Source organism: Maribacter zhoushanensis, assembly GCF_029350975.1.
In the GTDB taxonomy this organism is placed as follows: Bacteria; Bacteroidota; Bacteroidia; order Flavobacteriales; family Flavobacteriaceae; genus Maribacter; species Maribacter zhoushanensis.
The window spans coordinates 239,728-263,712 of the sequence record NZ_JARKMR010000001.1 but is presented as its reverse complement, the minus strand read 5'-3'; the positions used below and the strand labels follow the sequence as shown (position 1 = coordinate 263,712).

The 23,985-nt window shown below is 34.7% G+C and carries 25 protein-coding genes; 1 reads left to right on the top strand and 24 read right to left on the bottom strand.

Annotated elements, in window-relative coordinates:
* Nucleotides 1-9: 9 nt before the first annotated feature.
* From PXD56_RS01115 to PXD56_RS18640, 23 genes are all read right to left on the bottom strand, one after another.
* The gene (locus PXD56_RS01115) at nucleotides 10-1,233 is read right to left on the bottom strand and encodes a murein hydrolase activator EnvC family protein (protein ID WP_276491516.1); all 1,224 of its coding nucleotides are present in this window, start codon (nucleotides 1,231-1,233) and stop codon (nucleotides 10-12) included.
* A gap of 4 nt (nucleotides 1,234-1,237) precedes the next feature.
* Complete coding sequence (gene lolB1 / locus PXD56_RS01110; protein WP_276491515.1) at nucleotides 1,238-2,023, bottom strand: lipoprotein insertase outer membrane protein LolB1; 786 nt, start codon at nucleotides 2,021-2,023, stop codon at nucleotides 1,238-1,240.
* 9 nt (nucleotides 2,024-2,032) lie between these two features.
* Entirely contained in the window at nucleotides 2,033-2,965 is a 933-nt protein-coding gene (locus tag PXD56_RS01105) for a tetratricopeptide repeat protein (protein WP_276491514.1), read from the bottom strand.
* Between the two features lie 15 nt (nucleotides 2,966-2,980).
* Nucleotides 2,981-3,415 (bottom strand): dUTP diphosphatase, encoded by a 435-nt coding sequence (dut, locus tag PXD56_RS01100; protein ID WP_276491513.1) that lies wholly within the window; start codon nucleotides 3,413-3,415, stop codon nucleotides 2,981-2,983.
* The gene (locus tag PXD56_RS01095; RefSeq protein ID WP_276491512.1) at nucleotides 3,412-4,869 is read right to left on the bottom strand and encodes a lipopolysaccharide biosynthesis protein; all 1,458 of its coding nucleotides are present in this window, start codon (nucleotides 4,867-4,869) and stop codon (nucleotides 3,412-3,414) included. Before PXD56_RS01095 ends, dut begins: the two co-directional genes overlap by 4 nt.
* Nucleotides 4,870-4,920: 51 nt before the next feature.
* Complete coding sequence (locus PXD56_RS01090; protein ID WP_276491511.1) at nucleotides 4,921-5,361, bottom strand: hypothetical protein; 441 nt, start codon at nucleotides 5,359-5,361, stop codon at nucleotides 4,921-4,923.
* Nucleotides 5,362-5,442: 81 nt separating this feature from the next.
* Nucleotides 5,443-6,003 carry a hypothetical protein gene (locus PXD56_RS01085; RefSeq protein WP_276491510.1) on the bottom strand — a complete coding sequence of 187 codons (561 nt, stop codon included), beginning with the start codon at nucleotides 6,001-6,003 and terminating at the stop codon, nucleotides 5,443-5,445.
* Nucleotides 5,996-6,490, bottom strand: coding sequence for an RNA polymerase sigma factor (locus tag PXD56_RS01080; protein WP_276491509.1), 495 nt, complete (start codon nucleotides 6,488-6,490; stop codon nucleotides 5,996-5,998). The genes PXD56_RS01085 and PXD56_RS01080 overlap by 8 nt, the downstream gene beginning before the upstream one ends.
* Nucleotides 6,490-7,332 carry an alpha/beta fold hydrolase gene (locus PXD56_RS01075; RefSeq protein ID WP_276491508.1) on the bottom strand — a complete coding sequence of 281 codons (843 nt, stop codon included), beginning with the start codon at nucleotides 7,330-7,332 and terminating at the stop codon, nucleotides 6,490-6,492. The genes PXD56_RS01080 and PXD56_RS01075 overlap by 1 nt, the downstream gene beginning before the upstream one ends.
* 74 nt (nucleotides 7,333-7,406) lie before the next feature.
* Entirely contained in the window at nucleotides 7,407-8,627 is a 1,221-nt protein-coding gene (locus PXD56_RS01070) for a TCR/Tet family MFS transporter (protein WP_276491507.1), read from the bottom strand.
* A 139-nt stretch (nucleotides 8,628-8,766) separates the two neighbouring features.
* On the bottom strand, nucleotides 8,767-9,627 hold the full coding sequence (atpG, locus tag PXD56_RS01065) for an ATP synthase F1 subunit gamma (protein ID WP_276491506.1): 861 nt from the start codon (nucleotides 9,625-9,627) through the stop codon (nucleotides 8,767-8,769).
* Nucleotides 9,628-9,702: 75 nt separating this feature from the next.
* The gene (gene atpA / locus PXD56_RS01060) at nucleotides 9,703-11,280 is read right to left on the bottom strand and encodes a F0F1 ATP synthase subunit alpha (protein ID WP_276470508.1); all 1,578 of its coding nucleotides are present in this window, start codon (nucleotides 11,278-11,280) and stop codon (nucleotides 9,703-9,705) included.
* Between the two features lie 60 nt (nucleotides 11,281-11,340).
* Nucleotides 11,341-11,880, bottom strand: coding sequence for an ATP synthase F1 subunit delta (atpH, locus tag PXD56_RS01055; protein WP_276491505.1), 540 nt, complete (start codon nucleotides 11,878-11,880; stop codon nucleotides 11,341-11,343).
* A gap of 8 nt (nucleotides 11,881-11,888) precedes the next feature.
* Nucleotides 11,889-12,389 carry a F0F1 ATP synthase subunit B gene (locus PXD56_RS01050; protein ID WP_276491504.1) on the bottom strand — a complete coding sequence of 167 codons (501 nt, stop codon included), beginning with the start codon at nucleotides 12,387-12,389 and terminating at the stop codon, nucleotides 11,889-11,891.
* A gap of 89 nt (nucleotides 12,390-12,478) precedes the next feature.
* Nucleotides 12,479-12,673 carry an ATP synthase F0 subunit C gene (gene atpE, locus PXD56_RS01045; protein WP_027065438.1) on the bottom strand — a complete coding sequence of 65 codons (195 nt, stop codon included), beginning with the start codon at nucleotides 12,671-12,673 and terminating at the stop codon, nucleotides 12,479-12,481.
* A gap of 38 nt (nucleotides 12,674-12,711) precedes the next feature.
* Nucleotides 12,712-13,887: a F0F1 ATP synthase subunit A gene (gene atpB / locus PXD56_RS01040; RefSeq protein WP_276492501.1), complete on the bottom strand. Its 1,176-nt coding sequence runs from the start codon at nucleotides 13,885-13,887 to the stop codon at nucleotides 12,712-12,714.
* A gap of 93 nt (nucleotides 13,888-13,980) precedes the next feature.
* The gene (locus PXD56_RS18615) at nucleotides 13,981-14,373 is read right to left on the bottom strand and encodes a DUF6168 family protein (protein WP_420828435.1); all 393 of its coding nucleotides are present in this window, start codon (nucleotides 14,371-14,373) and stop codon (nucleotides 13,981-13,983) included.
* A gap of 3 nt (nucleotides 14,374-14,376) precedes the next feature.
* On the bottom strand, nucleotides 14,377-14,604 hold the full coding sequence (locus PXD56_RS01035; protein WP_027065440.1) for an AtpZ/AtpI family protein: 228 nt from the start codon (nucleotides 14,602-14,604) through the stop codon (nucleotides 14,377-14,379).
* Complete coding sequence (locus PXD56_RS01030) at nucleotides 14,582-14,992, bottom strand: bactofilin family protein (RefSeq protein WP_276491503.1); 411 nt, start codon at nucleotides 14,990-14,992, stop codon at nucleotides 14,582-14,584. Before PXD56_RS01030 ends, PXD56_RS01035 begins: the two co-directional genes overlap by 23 nt.
* A gap of 3 nt (nucleotides 14,993-14,995) precedes the next feature.
* On the bottom strand, nucleotides 14,996-17,506 hold the full coding sequence (porW, locus tag PXD56_RS01025; protein WP_420828439.1) for a type IX secretion system periplasmic lipoprotein PorW/SprE: 2,511 nt from the start codon (nucleotides 17,504-17,506) through the stop codon (nucleotides 14,996-14,998).
* Nucleotides 17,507-17,936: 430 nt separating this feature from the next.
* The gene (locus PXD56_RS01020; RefSeq protein ID WP_276491501.1) at nucleotides 17,937-18,656 is read right to left on the bottom strand and encodes an ABC transporter ATP-binding protein; all 720 of its coding nucleotides are present in this window, start codon (nucleotides 18,654-18,656) and stop codon (nucleotides 17,937-17,939) included.
* 56 nt (nucleotides 18,657-18,712) lie between these two features.
* Complete coding sequence (locus PXD56_RS01015) at nucleotides 18,713-20,182, bottom strand: DUF5687 family protein (protein ID WP_276491500.1); 1,470 nt, start codon at nucleotides 20,180-20,182, stop codon at nucleotides 18,713-18,715.
* 975 nt (nucleotides 20,183-21,157) lie between these two features.
* The gene (locus PXD56_RS18640) at nucleotides 21,158-21,703 is read right to left on the bottom strand and encodes a PH domain-containing protein (protein WP_476703476.1); all 546 of its coding nucleotides are present in this window, start codon (nucleotides 21,701-21,703) and stop codon (nucleotides 21,158-21,160) included.
* A gap of 327 nt (nucleotides 21,704-22,030) precedes the next feature.
* On the opposite strand from PXD56_RS18640, the gene PXD56_RS01005 reads away from it, so the two are divergent.
* Complete coding sequence (locus tag PXD56_RS01005) at nucleotides 22,031-23,080, top strand: ferredoxin--NADP reductase (protein WP_276491498.1); 1,050 nt, start codon at nucleotides 22,031-22,033, stop codon at nucleotides 23,078-23,080.
* A 60-nt stretch (nucleotides 23,081-23,140) separates the two neighbouring features.
* Here PXD56_RS01005 and PXD56_RS01000 read toward each other — a convergent pair whose 3' ends face one another.
* Complete coding sequence (locus PXD56_RS01000) at nucleotides 23,141-23,914, bottom strand: patatin-like phospholipase family protein (protein ID WP_276491497.1); 774 nt, start codon at nucleotides 23,912-23,914, stop codon at nucleotides 23,141-23,143.
* Nucleotides 23,915-23,985: the final 71 nt, after the last annotated feature.

Here is a 23,985-nt window from a genome sequence, read left to right as displayed (position 1 = left end):
TAGTATTTTTTAAAGACGATACACCCACTCTTCTGGATTAAGACGAGATGTATCTTGATATAAATAGAATTTTAAACGGGTCTGGCCATTGTTCTTATTTGTATACACTATACCCAGTTCTTCTTTACTAGCTACTTTATCACCCTTTTTCACGTATAACTCAGAAAGATTATAGTAGGTGCTAATAAAGTTACCATGTTTGATCTGAACACCTTTATTACCACCTGGTACCGCCAAAATAGCAATGACCTCACCTTCAAAAATAGCGCGGGCTTTAGAACCCTCATCGGTTGCAATAATAACACCGTTACTTTGGTGCTTGATCCCTGGGTAGACCGGATCGGCATACACTCCAAATCCCTGGCTTTTGATGCCTTTTTCAACTGGCCAAATCAGTTTTCCCTTGTTCGCAGAAAAGTTTTTTGCAATAACGGTAGCCTCTGGAGTTAAAACGAATTTACTTGAGTTTTTAGTTGTACTGCCTGATTTTTTATTGGATGCGGCAATAGCACTTCTAATCAATTTTTCTATCTGCTGATCTATCTTTCTTGCTTCCTTCTTTTTAGTTTCAATAGCACTTGCATATTTACTTTCGTTCTTACGAATTGTTCCCAGCAATGCTTTTTGAGTCTGTATTTCGGCAAACAATTGATTTTTAGCTTTCTTGTTCTGTGCAAGCAATACCTCTTTTACTTTTCGCTCCTCATTTAAATCTGCATTTAAGCGCGAAAGCTCTTCTGTTTTAACCAATATCTGTGCTCCCTGCTCTTTTCTATAATCTGTATACTGCTTCATATACTGAAGCCTTTTAAAGGCTTGAAAAAAGCTTTCTGAAGACAATAAGAACATTAATCTATTCTGTTTTGATTTGTTCTGATATGACTTCTGAATCATTTTGGCATACTCATCCTTTACCTCTTGAAGCTCAGTCTTTAACTTGCCAATGTTTCTAATGTTGGTATTGATCTGCCTGTTCAACAAATTAGATTGTTGATTGGTAACCCTAATTAATTGTTGGCGTACAGTGATTTTCTTATCTAACGCCTCCATTTGATCTAAGACATTACCTTTCTCTTTTTTTTCAGCAAAAAGCAACCTGTTTATGTTTCGAATTTCAGATTGAAGTTGCGCTCGTTTTTCCTCCAAAGCTTTTTGCTCACTGGTTTGCGCAAAAGCAGATACTGAAGTAAACAGTACCAATAGAAAACAAACATATTTTAATTTGAACAACATCTTCTTACAACTCTATTTCTTTAAACCCTTTTGGTATTGAATATGGAAAGTTAACTTTTCCGTTCAATTCTAAATTTTTAAACTCAAGGTCTATCGTATTTTCATTATCCTTACTTATGGCCTTCACCATAATCTCATTAGGCAAAACTTCTTTATCTATGCTTTGATAGTTTTTATACGCAATTTCTAACAAGCGTTTATCGGCTGGCTGAGAAAGCTGTTGTAATGCCATCTTAAAATTTTGAGGTTCTATTTGAAACAAAGTCTTGTATAAAGTACCTTGCTGTTTTGGAGTAAGTCTGTAAGCATCTGCTGAAACACCAATATCATATTTCTCCTCTCTTAAGTCTACTATTGCCTGACCGGTCAATAAATTTTGTAAAATAGAGAAATCGACCTCAGTTCCTAATAACTCACTTAAATAGGAAAAATCACCATCAAAATATTCGTTCTCTAACTTACTATAAAAAGAAACTCTATCTGGTGTAATATATGCTTTTACAATACCTAAAGGAGCACTCATCCAAATAGCTTTATCTTTTTCCATCCGTAGGCTGACAGAAACACCTTGAGAAGATTCACCATCAGAATAATTTATTTTCACCCTACCTGCCAATGTTTTAAAACCAGCTTCATTTTGGTAATGCGCCTTTATCACCGATTTAGATGATAATTTAGCATCTACCGTACCGCCAGAAATTACCTTAGTGCTTTTACAAGATGCCGTAAAAGCTATCACAACCATCAGTAAAACATACTTTATCTTCATTGTACTCAAAAACTTCGTCATCTAAAATTACTATTTAATTTTACTAAGGTACATATTTGCTTTAGAGGTATTATTGGTTGCGGTATATGCATTTGCCAATTCTTTATAAATAGCATTTTCTAACTGCGTATCATCAATTAGATAATCTAAAGCTGTTTCTAAAATATCTATAGCATCTTTATGTCTTAAAGCTTTATTCAAAGCCGCACCGTTTGCATAATAAAAATAAGGTTGAGAAGGAAAACTTTCCATAGCCTCTTCCGTTGTGGCAAGTAGTTCATCACTGTCAGGAGCTGAAGTAAGCATAACTTCAATTTTAGCTCTATAGGCTGCTACAGTGTTTGAATCTTCAGAAGGAACTTTGGTTTCGGTTTTAACTACAGGTACTATTTTCTTTTGTTGTTTGGCAATAGAGTCATTTATTTTACCCTCTAAGTATTCTTGTTTTTTAGAAGTCTTAACTCCTTTCAACATTGACTTAGCAGTTAAATAATCTTCATTTAAAAAGTAGATTTCCGCCAAATTACCTCTAAGTACGACATTACTCCATGGCAATTCTCCCTTTACTTCATCTATGACCGTTTTTTTGGCATCGACAACGTCAACCAAAGTTTCTGCATACCAATAATTCTCAGGTTCTCCATTCAAAGCTTCTATAGCATAATCTTGAGCAACTATAAATTGCTTATCATATAAATGAAATTTAGCAAGTTCAAAAGAGACGACAGTATTTTGAGGTTGCAAACGTTTACATTCTAAAAAATAGGTAATGGCACGATCATAATTTCTTATGCCCATTTGTTTTAGTCCCTCAAAAAAATTTTCTTGAAAAGTGTCTGAGTATTCTTCTAGAAAGACTTCTGAGCTTTGCTCAACCTCCAATTCTTGATTTTCTTGCGCATACGTCCAGCTCGGCGTAATAAAAACGCCGAAAAACAAACCCAAAAAAAACAATTTCTTCATCTCAATTTTATAAAACTACTTTACACCGGTACTACCAAAACCGCCCTCTCCTCTAGCTGTTTCAGACAAGCTATCTACAAGGTTCCACTCTGCGCGTTCATGTTTTGCAACAACCATTTGTGCAATACGTTCACCATTTTCAATTACAAAATCCTCGCTAGAAAGATTTACTAGAATTACGCCTATTTCACCTCTATAATCAGCATCTATTGTGCCAGGAGCGTTAAGTACCGTAATTCCTTTTTTTGCTGCAAGCCCACTTCTTGATCTTACTTGAGCTTCAATACCTACGGGCAACTCAATAAAAAGACCAGTTGGTATAATAGCTCTACCTAATGGTTTTAGGGTAATCGCTTCGTCAAGATTAGCTCTTAAGTCCATACCTGCAGATGCACTTGTTTCGTAATGCGGTAAATCGTGATTAGATTTATTAATAATTTTTATGTTCATCTGTTTACATATAGTTTTTTAAGGTTCTCAAATTCTAATTTATACACCAGACCTAAGAACAAAATTAATAACGGAATACCAACAAAAAGGTTTCTATCAAAAATGTAAAATGAAAGAGTAGAAAACAAGATGGATATACCTAAATAAAATATAATTTTTCTGAAGTTATAAGGAATAGGATAGTACATGCGCCCAAAATAGAAGGAAAGCAGCATCATGGTTCCGTATGCCAATAACGTTGCAACTGCTGAAGCCATATACCCAAAATACGGAATGAATATTAAATTGACTATTATAGTCAATACAGCACCGATCATTGAAATATATGCCCCAAACTTTGTACGATCAGTAACTTTATACCATACGGATAGATTATGATAAATACCTAGGAAAAAAGCTGCTAATAAAATTAAAGGCACTACTGGCATAGCCTCCCAATAGGCTTCATCTCGTACAAATAACACTTTTAAAACATCGGAAAAAACGACTACGGCTAATAAAATAATACTTCCTAATACTACAAAGTAATTTGTTATTTGAGCATATGCTTTCTGCGGATGCTTGGTATCAGAATGGCTAAAAAAGAATGGTTCAATGCCCATTCTAAAAGCTGTAGCGAACAAGGTCATGAATACAGCCAACTTGACGCAGGCACCATACTTACCGACTTCATCACTTGCTATCTCTACAGGAAGAATCTTTTCCAATAGAATTTTGTCTAAAACTTCATTTACAGTAAATGCGATACCTGCCACCATAACTGGCATAGCATATTTGATCATCTTTTTCCAAATAACCATATCAAATACATAAGGTCTTCTAAGATATACTTTGGACATCAATAACAGGCTAACCGCACTGGACACTAGATTGGCAATTAAAATATATTTTATTTCATAATCAGGCTTATATATAGAACTAAAGAAACCTTCATTGTTTAATGCCAATTTTGGTAGTAACAACAAGAAAAAGGAATTCAACCCTAGGTTCATTACCACGTTAATCAATTTTATGACGGCATAACGCATTGGTTTTTCATTAGCTCTTAGCCATGCAAAGGGTATAATAACCAAGGCGTCTAGAGCTAGAATCCAAAACACATAACCAATGTAGTCTAACGAGATCTCCAGAAAATTTGATAAAGGGCCTTTAAAGAGAAATCCAATCAACAAAAAAAGCAAAGTAGATCCTGCAATAGAAAGTAAGGAGGTAGAAACAACTTTCTTCTTATTTTCAGAATCTTTGTAAAATCTAAAAAAGGCGGTCTCCATACCGTACGCCAAAAAAACGTTGAAAATGGCGAAATAAGCAAATATAACAACCACCTCACCATATGAGCCTGGTTGCATTACACCAGTATAAATAGGTACCAATATAACATTTAGCATCCTTGGCAAGACAGTTGCCAAGCCATAAATTGCCGTTTGTTTAAAAAGTTTTTTGAGTGGATTCAAGCACTATACATTCAGGCGATAAAAGTACCTATTAAAAGCCTAGTTACAAAGTTAGTTTTTGGGTGCGCCCTTATAAATTAATGGTTGCTTTTGTTTTATACCATCTACTTTGGCATATTTCACTTCTCCATTTTCATTATAACTTATAACAGCCTCATCTGTATTCAACGCTAACTTTAAAGTTTCAGATGATTCTGGGTTATTGTTAGGTATTCTAACCAAAATCATTTTTTGATTATCAACAGTATTTACTACTGCCTTCACCTGTTTGCCTCGAAAATATACTTCGTTCAATTCAATATCAGAATTTTCAAGTAATGAAACCGGAATTCGTAACTCCGTACCAGAACCACTTTCTTCTCTACCACCAGTATACTTTTGACAAGTAGCGTTTCCAATTTCAAACGGAGTCTCCGTTTGTAGTTTCTTCTGCGAAGTACAGCTGGTTAAACAAAGACAGAAAATTAAAAAGCAACTAAGTAAATATTTCATTAGACCCATATTATTCTTATAAAGATAATAAGTAATATGGGTTTAATAGGTCATTTAACATTGCTATCACAAATTATATACTCAGTCTCTTAATTGCAATTGCTTTAATTTAAAGAGTTCATATTTAACCTGCTTGTATAAAAACACAGAGAACACCACTAAAAAAACAACTGATGAGCATAAAATATAGATGTAAAAACCGTTAGATAAAGTAGCCTTGAATAAGGGCAATAAAATTATAAACCCAACGGTATAAATAAAAACAGCTACCGGTGTAACCAAGTAATGCGTGTATTTCCGGAAAGAATAATAGGTTGTTAAGTCTTCTTTGAAAGTGCTAGCATCTTCGCTAAAACTTATTTTTCGCAGTTTCTTCAAGCTAAATAGTTCAATAGCAATTCTAATTACCAAACTACCGATCATTAAACCAATACCAAGCATGAATGTAGCGCTCTTATATCCTGATACATATATTAAGAAGGAAACCAATATTATAATAGTAAGCGTTAAAACTATATTACCGGTTTTCTGCTTGTTCTCTATGGATTTTACATTTTTTAAAAGGGATTGAAATCCGTCTTCCGTTGCAGATATTTCTGATTGGTTCTGCCATTTATTCTGTAAATCTTCAAAATTATTCATTGTGGACACATTTTGTAAGTTGTTGTTTTATTCTATGTATTCTAGTACGAACGGCTTCATGCTTGATTCCCATGATCTCTGAAATTTCTAGCTGGGGTAATCCTTCTAACTCCAATAAGATTATAGCTTTATTAGTGCTACTTAATTTATTGATGCATTTATAAAGCTGAACCAGCATATCTTCCTTATCAGTAGCATTGTCGCTAGCATCGCTAACCTGAAGACTATCAATTTGCAGGTTTCTATCCTTTTTACGCTCCCGTCGTATTTCTGCCAAGCATGTGTTCACGCAGATTCGGTAGATCCAAGTTGAAAGTCCGCTTTCATTTCTAAATCCTTCTAAATTCTGCCACACTTTAATAAAAGTTTCTTGAGCTAAATCTTTGGCAAGAGCATCATTACCTACCGTATACCCCATACACAATCGCATAACTTTAGGATAGTTTTCTTCGTAAATCTTCTGATATGTAATTTCTTTAGACCCCATTAATCGTTCAACGCATTTTTAAGATTTTCGATAAACCATTGTGGTTGATCATACATGATAAAGTGAGAAGACCCATTAGCAAATTCAATGGTGTATTCTGCAAGCGCTTTATACTGTAGTTCATAAGTAGATTTTGCCATATCTAAACCATAAGGTTCTGTAGCGGCCAAAATAGTAACCGGTGAATTTATCTTAGCCAAATCTTCACGTAAATCTAACTTTAATAAATCGGTATAACCATAGACATAGGTTTCTCGATCTGCCTGAATCATCCAATTTTTTATTCTTTCTTGATTTGATTGTTCTTTAGTCATACTATTCGCCATTTGCTGTACCATAGCTTCAAAATCGGTATCGTTCATAGCTAATAGCTGTTTGTTATATGGAGAATCATAAATCATGTATTCACTTTTAAAATCGGGCATCATTAAAGCACCCGTTGATGGTAAAGCGTCGACAATGATTAGTTCTTTATATGAATTGCCATCTGCTGCCATCCACAATGCTAATGCCCCACCTAGACTATGCCCTACTAAAACAGCGTTGTCTAATTCTTTTTCAGAAATATAGTTGATGACTCCGTCTTTAATTTTGGGTAACCATGGTTTTTCAATAGCAGGTACATCACCGAAGCCAGCAAACGTAAATACATGACATTCATAATCTTTTGAAAGCTCTGCAACTGTAGCTTCCCAAACATCACCGGTACACGTAAACCCAGGAAATAAAAGTATTGGTTCTCCTTCACCAGTAACTTCAACTTCAAAAGTTTTGTCTTGTGCAGTTATTGAAAGAGAAGAAATAATAAGCAATCCAAATAATAAAAATTTAATTGTTTTCATCTTAAGAGTTTTTGTTTTGTTCACCCTTTAGATTCAAAAATTATAAAATGTTACATCTTAAATTGAAAAAAATATTATTCCGACTCTAAATCCATCCTTTTCATTGCTGTAGATGCTAAAATAAAAGCCGCTAAGAGAAATACTGCTGCTAAAGCATATGGTGCGCCAGGAAAGTAAACTGACGCCTCCGGTCGTATAAAATAGTAAAATACAGGAGCAAAGATTAATTGACCAAGTATGGCAGTAATACTAACCAGACCGGTAATGGATCCTTGCAAAATACCCTGTTCCTTTTCAGACACCTGATTAGAAATTACACCTTGTACCGTAGGACCAGCAATTCCACCTAATGCATACGGTATTAAGAAAGCATACAGCATCCAAGGCTCTTTGGCGAATGAAAATAGAAACATACCTACTGTCCAAAGTAAAAACCCAAATGTAATTACTTTACGCTTTCCGAATTTAGCCACAATTTTTCCAACTAAATGACCTTGAACAATAGCCACTAGTAAACCAACTACCATTAATGATAATCCTATCTGCTTAGGATTCCAATCATAACGTTCTATACCATAATAAGACCATGTAGAAGGTAATGCTTGACCGGCAAGGTTTGCCAAGAAGAATGCTGAAATCAATAATAAGATACCCTTATAATTACGCAAAGCGAACAAAGAAACCCCAGGAATCATCTTTGAAAAGTTGATTTGCCTTCTATTCTCTGGAGTCAAAGATTCAGGAACAAAGAAATACCCAAAAAGAAAATTGGCAAATGTTAAGCCTGCAGCAATATAAAATGGGAGTCTAATATCTATCTCTCCAAAAAATCCACCAATACCAGGACCTATGATAAATCCTATTCCGAATGCGGCACCTATTAACCCGAAGTTCTTTGCCTTATTTTCTTTAGTACTTACATCTGCGATATAGGCGGATGCAACGGTAAAACTAGCACCCGTAATTCCTGCTAAGAAACGACCTAGAAATAACCACGTTATTGTTGGTGCCCAAGCATGGATTAAGTAATCTACACTTAAGCCTAAAAGTGCCAAAAGCAGTATGGGTCTTCTCCCAAATCTATCTGAAATTTCACCCAACACCGGTGAAAACAAAAACTGCATACCCGCAAAAGCGGTCGTTAGCCACATTCCGTAGATAATTGCCATGTGATTACCCTCACCCGTTAATTCCATAATCAAATCGGGAATAATGGGAAGGATGATTCCTATACCAATAACATCAACTAAGATGGTAATAAAAATAAAGAGTAAAGCGGTTTTTTTAGATTTCATGGTCAACACAAAAATCGGGTAAAAAAAGTTATCTCAAAGCTATAAAAGTAAAAACCCCACTTTAGGTGGGGTTTTCAATTATTATATATTGTAGCTTAAAATGACTTAACAATGTTGAGCCATTCATAAACCAGGCGCATTAGTTATTCAATGCCTCTGCACCACCAACGATTTCTAAAATCTCATTGGTAATAGCAGCCTGTCTTGCCTTGTTATATGTTAATTTCAATTGATCACGCATTTCTGTTGCGTTATCCGTTGCTTTGTGCATTGCTGTCATACGTGCACCATGCTCACTAGCAAATGAATCTCTAATACCTTTATACAATTGTGTTTTTAAGGACTTAGGAATTAATTGCTCAATGATTTCAACTTTAGATGGTTCAAAAGTATAATCTGCACTAGCAGTTTCTTCAACTTCTAATGGAACAATTGGTAAAAATTGTTCGGTCATTACAATTTGGGTAGCTGCATTTTTAAACTTATTATAAACAATCTCAATACGATCATATTCACCTTCCGTAAAAAGAGCCATTAAACTTTCAGCTATTTCAGCTACATTGTCAAAAGTTAAATCGTCATAAACCTCACTATAATTAGCAACTACTTTATAACGCTTCTCAAGGTAATCATTAGCTTTTTTACCAACTGCAACGAAATCTACTTGTTTACCAGCGTAAACATTTTCAACCAAATTAGTTGATTGCTTTAAAACATTGGTATTGAAGGCTCCACAAAGACCTCTATTAGAAGTAACTGAAACGACCAACACTTTATTTACCACACGATTATCTGCATAAACGCTACCAGAATCACCTTCTAAACTAGCGCTTAAATTCTGCAACAGTTCAGTAAGCTTATCGGCATAAGGTCTCATAGCCGTAATAGCATCTTGCGCTTTTTTCAATTTTGCAGCAGATACCATTTTCATAGCACTGGTAATCTGCATCGTTGAAGAAACCGATGAAATCCTATTACGTATTTCCTTTAAATTTGCCATTTTTTTCGGTATTTAGTAAATAGTACAAAGCAATAATCTTTGTACTATTTACTCAGTACTCAGTACTTTTTAAACTTATTTATATTTCGCTGAAAGCTCTTTACAAACAGAAGTCAATGTATCTGTAACCTCATCGGTTAATTTACCAGACTTCAATGTATCTAGAACACCTCTATGCTTAGCATTCAAGAACTCTAGGTAATCACGTTCAAATTCTTTTACTTTCTCAACCGGCACATCTCTTAACAAGTTCTTAGAACCCGCATAGATAATGGCAACTTGATCTTCAACAGTATAAGGATCGTTCTGTGCTTGCTTTAATATCTCAACATTTCTACGACCTTTTTCAATAACGTTCAATGTAGCAGCATCTAAATCTGAACCAAACTTAGCAAACGCTTCTAATTCACGGAACTGAGCTTGATCTAATTTCAATGTACCAGAAACCTTCTTCATTGATTTAATCTGAGCGTTACCACCAACACGAGATACAGAGATACCAACGTTAATTGCCGGTCTTACACCTTGGTTGAATAAATCTTGCTCTAAGAATATCTGTCCGTCAGTAATAGAAATTACGTTGGTTGGGATATAAGCAGAAACGTCACCCGCTTGAGTTTCAATAATTGGCAATGCCGTTAAAGAACCTCCACCTTTTACCATTGGCTTTAACACCTCTGGCAAATCATTCATTTCTTTTGCGATATCATCATCATTGATAACTTTTGCTGCACGCTCTAATAATCTAGAGTGTAGGTAGAAAACGTCACCTGGGTAAGCCTCACGTCCCGGTGGTCTTCTTAATAAAAGAGACACCTCACGGTAAGCAACCGCTTGTTTAGATAAATCATCATATATAATTAATGCAGGACGACCTGTATCACGGAAATACTCTCCTATAGATGCTCCAGTAAACGGTGCATATACTTGCATTGGCGCAGGATCAGATGCATTTGCAGCTACAATGGTAGTATATGCCATTGCTCCTTTATCTTCCAATACTTGAGCGATACCGGCAACAGTAGATGCTTTCTGACCTATGGCAACATAGATACAGTAAACAGGCTCACCAGCATCATAAAATTCTTTTTGGTTTAGAATGGTATCGATACAAACTGTAGTCTTACCAGTTTGACGGTCACCAATAACAAGTTCTCTTTGACCTCTACCAACCGGAATCATCGCATCAATTGCTTTAATACCAGATTGCATTGGCTCAGTTACAGGCTCTCTATAGATTACCCCTGGAGCTTTACGCTCTAATGGCATCTCATAAGTATCACCAGATATAGGTCCTTTACCATCGATAGGGTTACCTAGAGTATCAACTACACGACCAACAATACCTTCACCTACTTTTACAGAAGCAATACGTTGTGTACGTTTAACCGTATCACCTTCACCAACTGATTTAGAAGGTCCTAAAAGAACGACACCAACGTTATCTTCTTCAAGGTTCAAAACGATACCTTCAAGTCCGCCTTCGAACTCAACCAATTCTCCGTATTGAGCGTTCGCTAATCCGTAGATTCTTGCGATACCATCACCAACTTGTAATACAGTACCTACTTCGTCTAAAGTAGCGGTAGCATCAAATCCTGATAATTGTTTCTTTAAAATTGCTGATACTTCAGCGGCTTTTACTCCTGCCATTTTTAATTAGATATAAGATATTAGACAATGAATGTAACCATTCGTGGTCTTATATTGTTATTATAGACTATTTGAAAATTCTCTTTTTAAATTATTAAGCTTGTTGCTTACGCTAGCATCATACTGTAAATCTCCAACTCTTAAGATGAAGCCTCCAATAATACTTTCGTCAACTTTACTTTCAATGGTAACTTCATTACCTGTAAGTTCAGCAACTTTCTTTAATATTTTCTTTTCCATAGCGGCATCTAAAGGTACTGCAGTTGTAACGTAAGCTACATCTTTACCTTTTTGTTGCTCATTAAGGATAATGTATTTTAAGGCAACTTCGTTTAGCATTCCCAAACGCTTGTTGTCTACCAACATATTAATAGTGCCTTCCGTGATCGAATGACTACCCTTAAAAATCTCAAGTAGAGCATTCTTTTTCATAGTACCAGATACAACCGGACTAGCCAATACATCTTTAAGTTCCTTACTATCTAAAATAGTAGCGGCGATTGAACGCATATCTTTTTCAACAGCATCCAAGGCCTTGTTTTCCTTGGCCATATCCAATATTGCCTTTGCGTAACGTAATGCAGCTCTAGATTCGCTCATTATTTCTTTTAGTTAAGTTTTATATCGCTCAACATTGTATCTACCAATTTCAATTGCTTGTCATTACTAGATAAATCTTCTTTCAATACTTTCTCTGCTATAGCAACAGACAATTCAGCCACCTGACTTTTAATGTCGGCAACAGCAGCTTTTTTCTCACTTTCGATAGTAGCTTGCGCTTGTTTCAACATTTTGTCGCCTTCAGCTTTTGCCTGCTCTTTAGAATCAGCTATCATTTTTTCTTTGATCTCACGAGCTTCTTTTAACATAGATTCACGTTCTGCACGTGCCTCTTGAAGCATCTTCTCATTATCAGCCTGTAAGTTTTGCATATCTGCCTTAGCTTTTTCAGCTGCAGCCAATGCTTCTTCAATACCTGTCTCTCTCTCGTTCAAAGAGTTCAAAATTGGTTTCCAAGCAAATTTTACCATCAAGAAAATTAATCCTAATAATAATATTGTTTGAACTATAAACAAACCTGGTGAAAAATCGTTCAATAAAACTTCCATATCCTAATCTTTAAAATCTAAATCAAATAATTAAAAAACATTTCCTGTAACCAACCGTTACAGGAAAATGTCTTTGGGTTTTCATGTTCTTATTTTCCTAAGAACAAAGCACCGAATGCTAAACCTTCTAAAAGTGCAGCTACGATAATCATCGCAGTTTGAATTTTTCCTGCCGCTTCTGGTTGACGAGCAATACCTTCCATTGCTTTACCACCGATTTGACCAAGACCAAGACCTGCTCCGATAACGATTAAACCTGCTCCAATTAAATTGTAAGTTACCATACTAATTGATTTATATAATTAAATTAAAAAAACTCTTGTTAAATAAAATCTCCTCTTACATCTTCAACATCTGCCACTTCATGCCCATGAGAATCATGTTCATGTTCGTGATCGTGTTCTGCAACCGCCATACCTATAAATAGTGCTGAAAGCGCAGTAAATATATATGCCTGTAAAAAGGCTACCAACACCTCAATTAAGGTGATGAAAAATGACAAAACCAATGAAAGACCCGTTGCACCCGCAACACCTAAACTTTCTTTAAGTGTAAACATAATTGCAATTAAACTCATTACAACAATGTGACCGGCAGATATATTCGCGAACAAACGCACCAACAATGAAAATGGCTTAATAATGAAAGCACCAGCTAATTCTATTATAGCTAGAATAGGCTTTACAAATACAGGTACACCTGGCATCCATAAAATGTGCATCCAATAATCTTTATTACCACTAACCGTATATATAATCAAAGTGAAAATAGCCAAACAAGCCGTTACCGCTATTTGCCCTGTAACGTTAAAACCAAATGGAGTAAGTCCTAATAAGTTCAACACCCAAATAAAGAAGAATACCGTTAAAAGATATCCTGTAAATCTTCTATAATGTTTCTCACCAATATTAGGTCTTGCAATCTCATCTCTTACATAAAGTACAAGTGGCTCTAACACTCTACCAAAACCAGTAGGTATATTTTTCTTTCCATATTGTTTCGCCAAAGAAGAAAAGGCCAATAACATTAGCAAACCTACTAACAACACCCCAACAACACTTTTAGTAATTGAAAAATCTAAAACTTTATGTGCATTTGTTGCGTGATGTTCTTCATCAAAACTTACTGTAGAAGCACCAGCATCCAACTCATATATCTTACTATGAAGCTTTACAAATTTAGAACCGTTTTTCTCAACAATTACATGCCCATTATCATCATGATGAAATTCTGATGACATGAAAGTTGCCAAACCATTGTTAGACCAAAGAATTACAGGAAGTGGAAAACCAACGTGCTTTCTTTCACCTGAATCACTTGTATATGAGAACAAATGAAAGTCATGAGAATCTTTAAGGTGATGTAAAATATACTCATCTACCTGCTCTTTAGAGCTAACTGCTCCTTCTGGTACAGTATCTGATACCGCAAAACTTTGTAATGAAAAACAAAGTATTAGAAGTTGTAATAAGGTTTTAATCGTATTTGAAACTTGCATCATTAGTTCTATATCAAAAAATTTAGCTCCTAGAAATTTTGCGCAAAAGTAGTTAATTATTGCATAAACTACCCAATTTTAAAGCTTTAAAATTTAGAGTCTTTTTTTGCGCATAATTTTAGAAATAAAAAACACTTCTAGAAACAAAAAAATAATCACTGGTATTAGCAGCGCGCCCCTATATATTTGAGGCATAATCAGTTCCCCTAAAAGGTAAGGATAGAACATTGCGGCAAAAATTGTAATCTTAAAAACCAGCACACCCATATACATAAAACCTAATTGATCAAAAAAAGAATTGTTTTTTGAGGCAATTAAGAAAATGATGACCAATGCAAGAGAAAACAAGAAGTGAAATGTGTATGCTTTCAACAAAAGCGGACCAAAATAGGTTGGTGGATCTAACAAAGCAAGATTCTGTAGAAAATAAGAAGTCGCGCCCACAACAGTGAACACGACTATATATAAAATGATATTTTTTAGCAACGTTTATTTATTTAACGCCATAACTTTTTTTATGACTAAATAGATTGACAAAAATACAGCAAGTAATGTAAATGTATCCTCTAAAAACGTTTTTTCAAATTTTTGATCTAACCACTCCCCTAAAAGATTGCCCAAAAATATAGTGACGCCCATTTGTATGGCTACACCAGATAAGCTTGCAGCGTTTCTTAAAAGTTCAGAATTATCATTACGAGGCTTTTGCGGATCCATTGTTAGATGGTTTAGAACCCATTGACTTACCACCGCCCATGGTACAAGAAGCATTAAATGTAGCACCTGGCTCAACCGCCAATTTACTTACTGACACCGTACCCTCTATAACTGCGGACGATTTTAAGGATAATAGATCAGACACTAAAAGTTCACCATTAAAGCTACCTTCTATATCTGCATTTACACATTCTACTTTTCCATGAATGTAGCCGTCTTTACCGATCACTACTTTACCAGAAGTTTTTACATTACCATCTAGCTTACCATCTATACGAAAATCTGCTTCAGATATGATATCTCCTTTAATTTTAGTGTTCTTTTCTATTCTGTTAGGTTGGCCTCCTACTTCATTCATACCTCTAGGTTTTTGTTTGTCTGAAAACATTGTTCACGGTTTTGGGGTTAAAAGCGTATTTCTATATTCTATTATATTCTTGTGTACTTGTACAATCTTATAGTTCTCCGATAAAACTACAAAATTCTCATCAGCAACAAGGTAATCCTTATTGTTTTTTAGTAGCTCGGCATACCCTAGGGCAAAATCTTTAGATTTAAATCCGTGCACCACTACAAATTGATCTTCTAGATTATAAATATCTCTAGAAACTATATTTTTATACCTAAGGTCTACGATAGATTGCTCTAACAGTTCCATCAACTTTAATGCCTGCTCTGTATTACTTCTTTTAAAAGGGAACACTACTTTCCAATTGGAAGTTCCTTTAGAATCTGTCTCTGGTGAAAACTCTTTTTGTTCTAACTTCGGAAGCTGCTCAGCTATCATTTGTTCTGCCTTCTTACCCTCTGGATTATTAGGATACGTCAACGCAACATAATTCAATGCTTCTTTAAATGGTTCAAAACCTTGTAACCTACCAATGGCATTTGCCTTTAGCATCTCAAATTTTGGCACAATTGGGTCGCCCGTAAATCTATTGATGTTCTCCTCTGCACCTGTAATTACCTGTAAGTATTGTTGTTCCTTATATTGTTTAAAAAGACTCTCATAGCGCTTCTCTGGACTATCAGAACTATCTGCTAATACCGCTTGCGGATTCAACAGAATCTCAGCATATCTAGAGTCGGCATGGTTGGCAATTATATCTGCCTTCATAGTCTCTTTCAACGGACTATCAACTTCTTCGTATATCTTATATAGATTATATTTTGAAGGTAGAATCAATCGTTCTTCAGCGTTAGACGCCAATACATCTTCTAATTTGGCAGCTGCCAGAAGGTTTTCGTTGAACTTCTCCTTATATATTAATCCTAATTGATAGTTGGCGAAATTACGCTCTGTCTTTAAACTGTCTATAACAGCAACGTCTGTAGGTAAACGATCCATGTAAAAATCTAATGAGAATTTCTCATCTTCACTTACAACACTTAAACTATCTTTAGCATTTGTTGCATCTTGTAATGCGACATTTTCAGTATTGATTACCGATTTGTCTGACCAACGCCAATCATCTGTTAATTCTCTATTGCCCCAACGATTCTTAAAATCGTTCTGACCGTAACCTAAACTGGTAATATTATAGAAATAGAATTTTCCTTTGTTTTCTTTACCACCTTTACTATTGCTAAATGCAGCAAAACCATCGGTAATTCTTTCTTTCTCTTTTTTCTGTGCAGCTTCTTTTGCCTTCTGCAATTCTTCAATATGCTTTCCAAAAAAAGCCAATTGCTCATCTTTAGGCATTTGATATATTGTTATTACGCTGTCAGCATATTGTACAATGTCTTCGTTTTTAATAACGTCTTCTAAATTGTCGCGCTTCTTTTTAATTGAACGAAATTTCTTGGTGTTCTCATTAAGGTTGGTCAATACACTATCATAATATGCACCAGCCGGTTTATACACGCTTTCATCAAAATTGTATTCCGCTAAATTCTCATAGTTAAGCGCATTCAACTTTGGCTTGTTCTGCGAAGCACGTAAAGATTTATTAAAATAAAGCAATGCCAAACTATCAGATTCTTGCTTTAAATGAAACTCTGCCAATTGTCTGTAAATACCATCTAAAAATGGTCTATTCTCTCTGTTCAGCTCTAATTTGGTCAAATACTCCAGTACCTCTTCTTTGTTTTCAGCAGTAACCTCTGTATTCTTTAATTTTTCAATTTCAGCATTGATCATATACACACGTGGCGACTTTCTATTTAATTCGATCACCTTGTCAAATGCGTAATTAGCACTGTCTTTAAAGCCTAGTTGATTATATAACTGGCCTATTATATAGTAGTACCTTCCTTTCTCAGGGTTTTTTGTAGTGTAGTGAGATGCTATTTTAAGATTTTGAACTGCCGTATCAGGTGCATTGAGATTAATGAACGCTTGCGCCATCATTGCTCTTGCATCTGCATATTCTTGATCTTTTAAACGCTCATATTTCATTAAGCGCTTTAAGTTCTTAATTGCCAAATCATCGTTCTCTAAACGAATGTTTACTTTTTCTCGCCAGATACTTGCTTCGTTTAATTTATCGCTTTCAGAATATTTATTTAAAATGTAATTAAAAGATTCTAAGGCAGGTATGTAGCGCTCATCAAAATAACGGGCTTTACCTAGTAGCAGAAAAGCCTCATCTATCTGAGGATTTCGCTCTTCATCCTTAATATCCATACTATGGCGTTGAATAGCCTTGGTGGCTTTTTCTTCTGCAATAAGGAAATTAGGATTATTATCTTCTGAATCTAATTTGATTTCGCCACTAACCTCTAAACGTTCTATAGGCAAGACTTCAAAATAATCGTCTTGATAAGTATCGTTCAAAGTTTCTCGACCTTGTTCAAAAGCAATATTACCATTATACAAGGTATTGTATTTGGTATTGAGCGCATGCCAGTTACGGTTTACGAACTTGTCTTTCTTAACTGAACATGCATTAAAAAGCATACTCGCCAAAAGACCGGATAAAATAAGTTTGTTTCTAAGATTCAAAATAGTTGATCTACGTATGTATGTTTAACTTAAAAACAACCAGATTATTATGTAGTTCATCGGTAAACCGCATATTTATTTTTAAGCATTCGTAACATTTAAAGACTACTACAACTAATTTTTACCGACCATATAGTTTGTTTTGAATTATAATCACCAACAATCTATCTAATAACTGCAGATAATCTGATCAAATACATCTTTATCGGATTTTAGTTAGGACTTCTTAAAACATGGAAAAGAAAAACCGACCTAGTGGTCGGTTTTGTAAATTTTATTGCTATTTGTATAAAGTGTAGTTCGTCTGATCACACGCTGACGAAATCTCATTGATTTTTTAACGAGTTGTAGTTCTCCACTGCCCTAAAACGAACAGACATCCGTATTATTCCGCAACCGGCAGAGCGCTCTCTGCACCAAAAAATACCTCTAGTTCTTTTAAGGTTTCAGCAGATCTTTCTATGTCTTTAACCACCTCACCTTTGTTCAACACTACAATACGTTCGCAAACTTCGGTTACGTGAATTAAATCGTGACTAGAAACTAAAACGGTTACGTCTTTCTGTTCTGCCAGTTCTTTAATGATTTGTTTTAAACGAATTTGAGTAGTTGGATCTAAATTTGCAAAAGGCTCATCCAATATAACCACTTTAGGGTTGCCAATAAATGAAGCTACAATACCAGCTTTCTTCTGATTCCCTTTAGATAAATCTCGCAAGTACTTCTTTTGACCTAAAATTTCGCCATGGAAAAAATCTTGATACTGTGCCAATAATGCATCTACATCTGCTTTATTTTGACCACGAAGATCACCTATAAAGTAGAAATACTCTTCGGGAGTCAGATATCCAATTAAAAACGTTTCATCAATAAAAGATGAAGTAAACGGTTTCCAATCTTCACTGGTGTTTACTTGAACATCATTATTAATGATATGACCAGTAGTAGGTTGTATTAGATCAAGCAGAAAACTAAATAATGTTGTCTTACCTGCACCGTTGTTACCTACTAAACCAAAGCTTTGCCCTGTTGGAATGTTTAAAGATTCAATATTAAGGACTTTTTGTGAACCGTATATTTTTGATAAATTTTCTATTGTAATCATAATCTTGTTATTCTAATTTGTTAGAGATGAATTGTGATGTTATAAACTGAAAAAGCTTAACTCGCCTTCTCTTTAAAACCAGCGATCATTCCGTATTTCTTTTTCTTGTACTGCTCCGTTATTAATCCAAGTAAGTAGTTTTTCATGGCAAAACCAATGATACCTAGAACTGATAATACTCCGACTGCAACTTCTATATTAAAGATGTAATAAAAGATGGAAAAGATAATTATAGGAACCACCATTACCGGAAGCATTACCAGAAACTGAGTAGCACTTGCGCCCTGCATGTTACCAAACGGACTCTGATCTAATTCGATTCTCTTTTTATTAAATGAACCAAAATATAAAATGACCGGTATATTTACTCCTAAGTTATACAGTGCGCAACCAAAATTAATAGCTAAAGCCTCCCAACCAAAGTAAACATAGGGTATCGTCAATAAAAACATACCCACAACACTTACAGTAATTAAAATAACTTTAGATTCTAAATACTTTCGCATTGGTATGTTTTGTGACATCATCATACTATAATAGCTACTATCCCAAGCTGGTATAAATTGACCAAAATTACTTAAGAAAATTCCTGTCATAAAAATGCCTACAAAGGCTTTCATTGGCATCATACTGCTATACATTTCTTGTGTGTAAAAAACTAAACCGTAGAACACAAATAGAATAGAAATATACACTTGAGACTTCGTTCTTTTATTTCTCCAAATCATTTTTAGATCAAGCTGTAAGAAAGAACCCATTTCACCAAAACGCTTGGTCCAAGACATGTCTGAAGTATTTGCCTCTACTGCCTTAGTTTTGAGCTTGGCATCTAGATAAATTTTATCTCGCAAGAACTTATAATTCAAATAATATATAATAGCCGCTAAAGCAATCGGAATCAAAACCGTAATCGGGTATGCATAAAGCGCATGAAAAACAGGAGCAAAAAATTCTTTTATAGAGAACACTCCAAAATAATCCAATCCGTACCCTAAAACAAGTACACTAACAATGGCAATAAGAACCTTATCATTCTTATTAACAAGCAGATTTACATAGTTAATACTTAGTACAATGCCTATAATACCCACTATCCATAATAAAACATTTAGTACAGGATAGCCATTAAATAGTAAAACTATTGCAAACGGAACTATAAAAAATATCGTCAATAAATTATAGATAGATGCTGCTGACCTACCTAATATATAATGTGCAATGGTACTTTTCTTGACCGGTGTAGTCAAGAATGGTTTTATATCCATCACCGGAAGTTTCTGCATGAAATACCTTAAGAATAATTCCATTAAAATCCAGTAAATGAAATACTGGCTTATAGTCCACATAGGACTTTGATCTGGGAATATTTCTTTTAAAAGAAAGTACAATCCTACTCCTGCACCAGCAAGTGATATAAGCATATATACGCCGAAAAATCCCATTACTATTTTTATCCCTAGACTTTTACCAATGTTAGAGGATCTAAAAAAGGATTTCCATTGTAAGGAAGAAAAACGTTTAAACATTAGGTTGGTTTTAGTATTCAGAATATAAGTAAGAAAAATCTTGAGTTTGTTACAAACAAACTTCAAAATATTCATTAAGTTCCTATTTTATACCTTACTATATATCCAGAAAAAATTAACCGATTAATTCCTCTTTCTTCCACGCTACCGCCAGGTTGCAATTGGTCAAGACAACAGTAAGCCATTAGCTAATTAACGCCAACTGGGACCAGTATGTACATTATATTTATCGATTTATAAACCTATACTTACTCGGCACGGCACTCGTCAAAGACGAGCGTTAACGGGTGCTCTTGTGGTTATTGTTATGGTTCGAGTTAAAAAATCGCGCTAGGGATTACTTATATTAGTGCCGTCATTGCACCAGTGTGGTAATATTATTAATTGATTTTTAAACCTATTCTTACTCTGTACGGCGAGCTAAGCCATTATAACATAACAAAGAAATAAGTGATGAATAAAAGGAATTTAAAAATTGTTGGACTTTATGTAATTAGTTTAGTTTGTATTGTTTGTTATTTCTTATTGGACCATTATAACTTCATATTTGAATTTTATGAAAAAAATAAGTACTCCAAGTACCCTTCTAACGTGTTTTCTGTATTGATTTTTAGGGGGTTATTACAATATGGTCTATTAGTGGTTGGAATATGTATTTTTATAACACTAAGCTTCCTGTTAATCAAAAAAATCTCAAAGGTCCAAAAAAACTGAGGTAGAGTCCATTTATAGAAAATAAACACGGTTAAGTTTCTAACTTAATCCTTTTCAGATTTCAATATTCTTTTGATTACACTATCTACTTCCCCTTACCGCCAGTTTGCAACTGGCGTCCACAACCGTAAGCCATAAAATAGTTAACGTCAACTGGGACCAGTATGTAAATTATATTTTATCGATTTATAAACCTATACTTACTCGGTACGGCACACTCCAAAGACAATCGCTAACGGGTGTAGAAGGAAACAAAAAAATTTAATCTCTAATCAAATTAACACCAAATATAATTGGGAATATTATTCTGGTATTAGTTATTTTTTCTCTTGAAATATATTTCAGCAAATCTCCACATATTAAACAAGAAACAGGATAACTTTTCCCGTCTTTCATAACTATAATAAAGTAATAATAATTATCCCAAAACATCCAAGAAACTCTTTTATCATATCTTGGATAAGATAACATATGTTCTATTCTGGATACATTTTTATATTCCAACATTACCTTTCTTTTTGCAAATTTGAGAGTAAATATTGTTTCATCCTCGATTGCCACGATTGAAATTCTTGTATTTCGACTATAGTACCAATGATTGAAGAACACTATTAACAAAGGAACCAGATAAAGTAATAAAGAAAATATAAAAACGGGCCAAAATATGCTTATTGCCATATCAATAGAAAAATTCTTTTTAAAAAGACAGAACCCAAATATCAAAACTATATCAATGAAGATGCAAAAAATCATAGGGTAATAAAAAAAAGTACTCGACCTATTTTTAAAATATATTATTTCTTTCATTTCTAACTATAACCTACAATAAAACTTTTTCTAAATTAGCCAATGCACAAAAACCCCGCTACCGCCAGTTTAAAACTGGTGGACACAACAGTAAGCCATTAGCTTGTTAACGCCAACCTGGAACCAGTATGGAAATTATATTTTATCGATATATAACCCAATACTTACTCGGTACGGCACTCGTCACAGACGAGCGCTGGCAAAAAAAACCAATTATATAATCTAAAAAGTTAAACAAAAATTAACAAAACCTACTTTTTTGACAAATGTCATATGATATCGGCAAAGCATGCTTAATTTTGTAATTCGATTTAAAGAAACGAACATATGTCGCATTTTCACCCATTAACGGTAAAACATATTAAGAAATTAACGCCAACCTCTGTTGCCGTTACCTTTTCAATTCCTAAAGAATTGGCACAAACCTTTAAGTTTATTTCTGGTCAGTACATCACCATTAAAAAAGAAATAAAAGGCAAAGAATTACGAAGAGCATATTCCATTAGTTCATCTCCTGAAAAAGATGGCATTACTATAGGTATTAAAAAAGTAGACAATGGCGGATTCTCTAACTACGCCAATTCTGAATTAAAAGTTGGTGATACCTTAGAAGTAATGGAGCCAGAAGGTCGTTTTGTATTCAATGCTTCTAAAGAAGTACAGAACATTGCTGCTTTTGCGGCTGGTAGTGGTATTACCCCTATTATGAGTATTGTAAAATCTGTTTTAGATAGTAACCCAAAGAATACATTTGTTTTGGTTTACGGAAACAAATCTTACGAAGAAACTATGTTTTACACTGATTTGGTAAAACTTGAATTAGAATATGCCAATCGGTTTTTTGTATACTTCACCAATAGTCAAGCTCGTGAAGACAAGGCTTTATTTGGTAGAATAGATACCTCAACCGTGAATTATGCCTTATTAAATAAGCATAAGGACGTTGATTTTGATGGTTACTATTTATGTGGACCTGAGGAGATGATCCGTTTGGTGCAAGATACCTTAATAGAAAATGAAGTGGATAAAGATAAAATTCATTTTGAGCTTTTTACACCTACTGAGATAAAAGAGGAACTACCTGTACAGGCTGATGGCCAAACAGCGGTTACCGTTCTTGTTGATGATGAGGAATTTCAGTTTACCATGGATAAGAAAACAGTCATTTTAGATGCCGTTTTAAAGGAAAATATTGATGCACCATACTCTTGTCAAGGCGGAGTATGTAGTAGCTGCATCGCCAAAGTAACGGAAGGAAGTGCTGAAATGGTCATGAACCAAATTTTGACGGATAAAGAAATAGCAGATGGGTTTATTCTTACCTGCCAAGCTCATGCAACAACACCTACTATTAAAGTAGATTTTGATGATGTTTAAGCTCATATAATAATCAAAAAACGGCCGGTTGAATTATAATTCAACCGGCCGTTTTATTATCTAACTACTAAAGACTTCTTCAAACTTTTTTACCGCGGCTTCATAACCTATGGCATAGGCTTTTTCAATGCCTCTCCTATCTAGCAAACCAATATGTTCTAGTTCTTTAGATTCTAGAACAAGATGACAGTTATTAATTTTTTGTCGGTTTATGGCATAAATCATCAATCCGGTTACTCTGCCTGTCAATTGAAATGAATTATTCAAATGTTTTTTCTCTAGTTGAGAAACCACAGATACATTGCTGCCAATTACATAATCAACTTTTGGCAGTACAGCTTCAGATGGAAAATTATTCATGATTCCGCCATCGGCATAAAGTTCACCGTTATATTCCACGGGACTAAAAACAGGTGGCAATGCAGCCGATGCCAATAAAGGTTTTATCAATTCACCCTTATCTATAAAAAGCTCTTCGCCTTTTTGCAAATTTGTAGCTACTACATGAAGTTCTCTGTTCAAAGCCTCAAAACTATCATCTGGAAAATACTTCTTAAAAGAAGCTATATAACTCTCGCTATTCAATAAACCCGGTTTGGCAACAGCAAAGTAATTGTATTTGAACAACGGTGTTTCCTTAAAAAACTTAAGCATGTCTACCACAGGTTTATCTGCTGCGTACAGCGCACCCACCAAAGCACCGATACTACTACCGGAAACAACCTTGGCTTCTATACCAAACTCTTGCATTGCCTTTATAACACCTATATGTGCCATGCCTCTAATGCCCCCACCGGAAAGCACCAAACCTATGGACTTAGAACCTAATTGCATCTATCTAGAATTAATTTCAAAAAAAATGCCAAGCGAATACTATTATCCGCTTGGCATAAAATTAATCATTA

Excerpts from the sequence above, each read along its gene's own strand:
- PXD56_RS01115 (WP_276491516.1), bottom strand. The coding sequence starts at position 1,233 with ATGTTGTTCAAATTAAAATATGTTTGTTTTCTATTGGTACTGTTTACT.
- lolB1 (WP_276491515.1), bottom strand. The coding sequence starts at position 2,023 with ATGACGAAGTTTTTGAGTACAATGAAGATAAAGTATGTTTTACTGATG.
- PXD56_RS01105 (WP_276491514.1), bottom strand. The coding sequence starts at position 2,965 with ATGAAGAAATTGTTTTTTTTGGGTTTGTTTTTCGGCGTTTTTATTACG.
- dut (WP_276491513.1), bottom strand. The coding sequence starts at position 3,415 with ATGAACATAAAAATTATTAATAAATCTAATCACGATTTACCGCATTAC.
- PXD56_RS01090 (WP_276491511.1), bottom strand. The coding sequence starts at position 5,361 with ATGAAATATTTACTTAGTTGCTTTTTAATTTTCTGTCTTTGTTTAACC.
- PXD56_RS01085 (WP_276491510.1), bottom strand. The coding sequence starts at position 6,003 with ATGAATAATTTTGAAGATTTACAGAATAAATGGCAGAACCAATCAGAA.
- PXD56_RS01080 (WP_276491509.1), bottom strand. The coding sequence starts at position 6,490 with ATGGGGTCTAAAGAAATTACATATCAGAAGATTTACGAAGAAAACTAT.
- PXD56_RS01075 (WP_276491508.1), bottom strand. The coding sequence starts at position 7,332 with ATGAAAACAATTAAATTTTTATTATTTGGATTGCTTATTATTTCTTCT.
- PXD56_RS01070 (WP_276491507.1), bottom strand. The coding sequence starts at position 8,627 with ATGAAATCTAAAAAAACCGCTTTACTCTTTATTTTTATTACCATCTTA.
- atpG (WP_276491506.1), bottom strand. The coding sequence starts at position 9,627 with ATGGCAAATTTAAAGGAAATACGTAATAGGATTTCATCGGTTTCTTCA.
- atpA (WP_276470508.1), bottom strand. The coding sequence starts at position 11,280 with ATGGCAGGAGTAAAAGCCGCTGAAGTATCAGCAATTTTAAAGAAACAA.
- atpH (WP_276491505.1), bottom strand. The coding sequence starts at position 11,880 with ATGAGCGAATCTAGAGCTGCATTACGTTACGCAAAGGCAATATTGGAT.
- PXD56_RS01050 (WP_276491504.1), bottom strand. The coding sequence starts at position 12,389 with ATGGAAGTTTTATTGAACGATTTTTCACCAGGTTTGTTTATAGTTCAA.
- atpE (WP_027065438.1), bottom strand. The coding sequence starts at position 12,673 with ATGGTAACTTACAATTTAATTGGAGCAGGTTTAATCGTTATCGGAGCA.
- atpB (WP_276492501.1), bottom strand. The coding sequence starts at position 13,887 with ATGCAAGTTTCAAATACGATTAAAACCTTATTACAACTTCTAATACTT.
- PXD56_RS01035 (WP_027065440.1), bottom strand. The coding sequence starts at position 14,604 with ATGGATCCGCAAAAGCCTCGTAATGATAATTCTGAACTTTTAAGAAAC.
- PXD56_RS01030 (WP_276491503.1), bottom strand. The coding sequence starts at position 14,992 with ATGTTTTCAGACAAACAAAAACCTAGAGGTATGAATGAAGTAGGAGGC.
- porW (WP_420828439.1), bottom strand. The coding sequence starts at position 17,506 with ATGCTTTTTAATGCATGTTCAGTTAAGAAAGACAAGTTCGTAAACCGT.
- PXD56_RS01020 (WP_276491501.1), bottom strand. The coding sequence starts at position 18,656 with ATGATTACAATAGAAAATTTATCAAAAATATACGGTTCACAAAAAGTC.
- PXD56_RS01015 (WP_276491500.1), bottom strand. The coding sequence starts at position 20,182 with ATGTTTAAACGTTTTTCTTCCTTACAATGGAAATCCTTTTTTAGATCC.
- PXD56_RS18640 (WP_476703476.1), bottom strand. The coding sequence starts at position 21,703 with ATGAAAGAAATAATATATTTTAAAAATAGGTCGAGTACTTTTTTTTAT.
- PXD56_RS01005 (WP_276491498.1), top strand. The coding sequence starts at position 22,031 with ATGTCGCATTTTCACCCATTAACGGTAAAACATATTAAGAAATTAACG.
- PXD56_RS01000 (WP_276491497.1), bottom strand. The coding sequence starts at position 23,914 with ATGCAATTAGGTTCTAAGTCCATAGGTTTGGTGCTTTCCGGTGGGGGC.